Genomic DNA, 3,796 nt, shown 5'->3' on the forward strand with positions numbered 1-3,796 from the left:
GCTGAATGCGGTACCCAATCGTGTCCTCAACCAGACTTCGTTCCTCCTTGCTGATGGCCCCGGCGCTGGCCTGGCTCGCGGCCTTGATGGTGGTGCCGTGCGCGCTGGTACTGGCGCTCGCCTTCTTCCGGCGTGGCATCTATGGCGGCATCGAATACACCTTCACGCTGGAGAATTTCGGCCTGGTCTTCGACCCGCTCTATGCCGGCATCTTCCTCAATTCGGCGCGCATCGCCGGCACCGCGACCCTGATCGCGGTGGTGATCGGCTATGCTGCCGCCTACGCGATATCGGCGGCACCGCGCCGGTGGCAGCCAGTGTTCCTGTTCTTCGCCGTGCTGCCGTTCTGGTCCAACTATCTGATCCGCACCTATGCCTGGATCGTGCTGCTCAACCGCGAAGGCCTGATTACCCAGCTGCTGCGCTGGTTCGGCTACACCGGCGAGCCGCCGTCGATGCTCTACACCGAAGGCGCCGTCATCGCCGGCCTGGTCTATAACTACCTGCCCTTCGTCATTCTCGCCTGCTACGCGCCGCTGTCGCGACTCAACCCGGAACTCGCCGAGGCCTCGCGTGATCTCGGCGCTTCGGCAGCCACCACGTTCCGTCGTGTCATCCTGCCGCTGACCGTACCGGGCATCGCCGCCGGCGCGGTCTTCGTCTTCGTGCTGTCGATCGGTAATTTCGTCACGCCCGCGCTGCTCGGCGGCGGCCGCTTCCAGATGATCGGCAACCTCGTCTACGACCAGTTCCTGACCGCCAACGACTGGCCTTTCGGGGCGGCACTGGCGATGGCGCTGATTGCCATCATGCTTCTGGTACTGATGGCGCAAGCGCTGGCCGCCAATCGCGCCTCGGGTCACGTCACGCAAGCCGGCGGAGACACCGATGGCTGAGCGCTCCCCTGCCACGCGGCGCACGCTCTGGCTCGTGCTCAGCCTGGTCTTCGCTTTCCTCTACATCCCGATCGCCGTGCTGGTGGCGCTGTCCTTCAACGAAGGCGGGTTGCCGACGGCATGGTCGGGATTCTCCCTGAAATGGTATGTCTCGCTGGCCTCGAATTCGGCGATCCTGTCCGCGGCCCTCAACACGCTGATCGTGGCGCTGGTCTCGACCGCGATCGCCACTCTGCTCGGCACGCTGCTGGCGATCGGCATCGAGATGCGCCGGCAATACGGCAAGGCCCTCGAAGCGCTGATTTTCGCACCGATGATCATTCCCGACATCGTGCTGGCGATCGCGCTGCTCTCGTTCTTCTCCATGCTCAATCTAACCATGGGCCTGCACACCATCATCCTCGCCCATGTCGTCTTCAACCTCGCCTTCGTCTGCTCGGTGGTGCGCGCGCGGCTGAAGAGTTTCGACTGGTCGATCGTCGAGGCCTCCGCCGATCTCGGCGCCTCCGCGCTCACCACCTTCCGGCGGGTGACATTGCCGGTCATCGCGCCGGCGGTGATTGCAGGGGCGCTGCTCGCCTTCACGCTCTCGGTCGACGAGTTCATCATCGCCTTCTTCACCGCTGGCGCCGGCCGCGCCTCGACGACGCTGCCGATGCAGATCTACGCCATGATCCGCTTCGGCATCACGCCGGAGATCAACGCGCTGGCGACCATCGTCATGGCGGTCTCGATCACCGCGCTGACCCTGTCGCAGCGGCTCAACCGTGGGATCATCGGCCAATGAGCGAACCCCGCACTCTGCTGGCCATCGATCATGTGTCGAAGAATTTCGGCAGGGTGATGGCCGTCGACGGCATCTCGCTCGACATCCGCGAGAACGAGTTCTTCGCTTTGCTCGGCCCGTCCGGCTGCGGCAAGACCACGCTCTTGCGCATGCTGGCCGGTTTCGAGACGCCCAATGACGGGCGCATCCTGCTCGACGGACGTGACATCGCCAAAACCCCGCCCAACAAGCGGCCGGTCAATCTGATGTTCCAATCCTATGCGCTGTTTCCGCATATGAGCGTTCGCGCCAATGTCTCCTACGGCCTGGAGATGGAACGTTTGCCAACAGCTGAAATCCGCTCCCGCGTCGATGCCATCCTGGCGACGACCGAGCTCGTCCCCTTCGCCGACCGCAAGCCGGAGCAATTGTCGGGCGGCCAGAAGCAGCGCGTCGCGCTTGCCCGCGCGCTGGTCAAGCGGCCTCGCCTGCTGCTGCTCGACGAGCCGCTCGGCGCGCTCGACAAGAAGCTGCGCGGCGCCATGCAGCTGGAATTGAAGCGCCTGCAGCACGAGGTCGGCATCACCTTCGTCATCGTCACCCATGACCAGGAGGAATCGCTCGTCATGGCCGACCGCATGGCGGTGCTGAAAGACGGCAGATTGCTGCAATGCGACACGCCGCACGCGATCTACGAACACCCCGCCGATCGCTTCGTCGCCGACTTCATCGGCGTGATGAATTTCGTGCCGGGCCAAGCCGCCGTCGATGGCGTTGTAGCCACGAATGGCGCACGCATATCAGGCAAGGTTCCGGCAACGCTCTCGCCCGGCGCATCCGCTGTCGCTTCGGTGCGCCCTGAGCGCATCCGGCTATTCCCATCGGCGGAAACCGCCAACCGCATCACCGGCACGGTCGAGGCGCTGGCCTATCAGGGGCTGGACCTGCAGCTGCATGTCCGCACGCCCCTGTCGCCAAAGCCGTTCCTGGTGCGCGTCACCGCAGATGCCGCCGACCGCCGGCCGGTCTCGTCGGGCGACCAGGTCGAACTCGGCTGGGATGCCGCCGATGTCAGAATTTTCGCAGAATGACAGGAGAAGCCTGATGGCGCAGAAGACGATCGCGTTTTTTCCAGAAGCCGCCTACGGCCCGGCGCTCAATTCCGTCGGTATCGCCCAGGCAGTCGAAGCGCGCGGCCACAAGGCGGTGTTCCTGTCCGACCCCGGCTTCGTCGATGTCTACAAGGGCTACGGCTTCGAGGCGCATCCGGTGAACCTGTCGGAGCCGATGCCGCCCGAGCAGATGGCGAAATTCTGGGAGGATTTCATCAACGGCCATATCCCGAACTTCCGCAAATCGCCCTACGACCAGGTCGACAACTACGTCAAGGATTGCTGGACGGCGATCGTCGACAGCGCCAAATGGGCGCAGAAGGATCTGCCGCGCGTTCTCTCAGCCATCAAGCCGGATGTGATCTGCGTCGACAACGTCATCCTGTTCCCGGCCATCAAGCAGTACGGCAAGCCGTGGGTGCGCGTCATCTCCTGCTCGGAAAACGAGATCGAGGACGAGGACATCCCGCCCCATCTCTCCGGCTGCGGCGAGAACGACCATGCCGGCCACCAGCGCTACCGCGACCACTTCAATGCGGTGATCAAGCCGATCCATGACGACTTCAACGGCTTTCTCACCGCCAACCACGAGGCGCCCTATCCGATCGGCCAGTTCTTCGAAGCCTCGCCCTATTTGAACCTGCTGCTCTACCCCGAAGCGGCAAAATTCAAGCGCCGCCATCCGCTCGACCCGGCAAAATTCCAGTACCTCGAAGGCTGCGTGCGGCACGAAAAGCCGTACACGGTGCCGACCTTCTCCAGGAACAATGACGGGCCGCTGCTCTACGTCTCCTTCGGCAGCCTGGGCGCCGGCGATGTCGATCTGCTGAAGCGCATCATCGCGACATTGGGCAAGACGCGCTACAGGGCTCTGGTCAATGTCGGCGGCTACAAGGACCAGTACACGGACGTGCCCGGTAACGTCATTGTCGACAGCTGGTTTCCGCAGCCCTCGGTGATCCCGCAGGTCGATGCCGTCATCCACCATGGCGGCAACAACTCGTTCACCGAGTGCCTCTATT

4 protein-coding genes are annotated in these 3,796 nt (G+C 63.7%); all 4 read left to right on the top strand.

Annotated elements, in window-relative coordinates; all coding sequences use genetic code 11:
* Positions 1-53 precede the first annotated feature (53 nt).
* Entirely contained in the window at positions 54-896 is an 843-nt protein-coding gene (locus EN994_RS21980; protein WP_027163033.1) for an ABC transporter permease, read from the top strand.
* On the top strand, positions 889-1,683 hold the full coding sequence (locus tag EN994_RS21985; protein WP_063169496.1) for an ABC transporter permease: 795 nt from the start codon (positions 889-891) through the stop codon (positions 1,681-1,683). The genes EN994_RS21980 and EN994_RS21985 overlap by 8 nt, the downstream gene beginning before the upstream one ends.
* On the top strand, positions 1,680-2,753 hold the full coding sequence (locus tag EN994_RS21990; protein WP_024504743.1) for an ABC transporter ATP-binding protein: 1,074 nt from the start codon (positions 1,680-1,682) through the stop codon (positions 2,751-2,753). Before EN994_RS21985 ends, EN994_RS21990 begins: the two co-directional genes overlap by 4 nt.
* A gap of 13 nt (positions 2,754-2,766) precedes the next feature.
* The coding region (locus tag EN994_RS21995; RefSeq protein ID WP_127307805.1) for a glycosyltransferase at positions 2,767-3,796 on the top strand (1,030 nt) is incomplete at its 3' end.

It is taken from the genome of Mesorhizobium sp. M7A.F.Ca.CA.002.09.1.1, from assembly GCF_003998555.1.
In the GTDB taxonomy this organism is placed as follows: Bacteria; Pseudomonadota; Alphaproteobacteria; order Rhizobiales; family Rhizobiaceae; genus Mesorhizobium; species Mesorhizobium ciceri.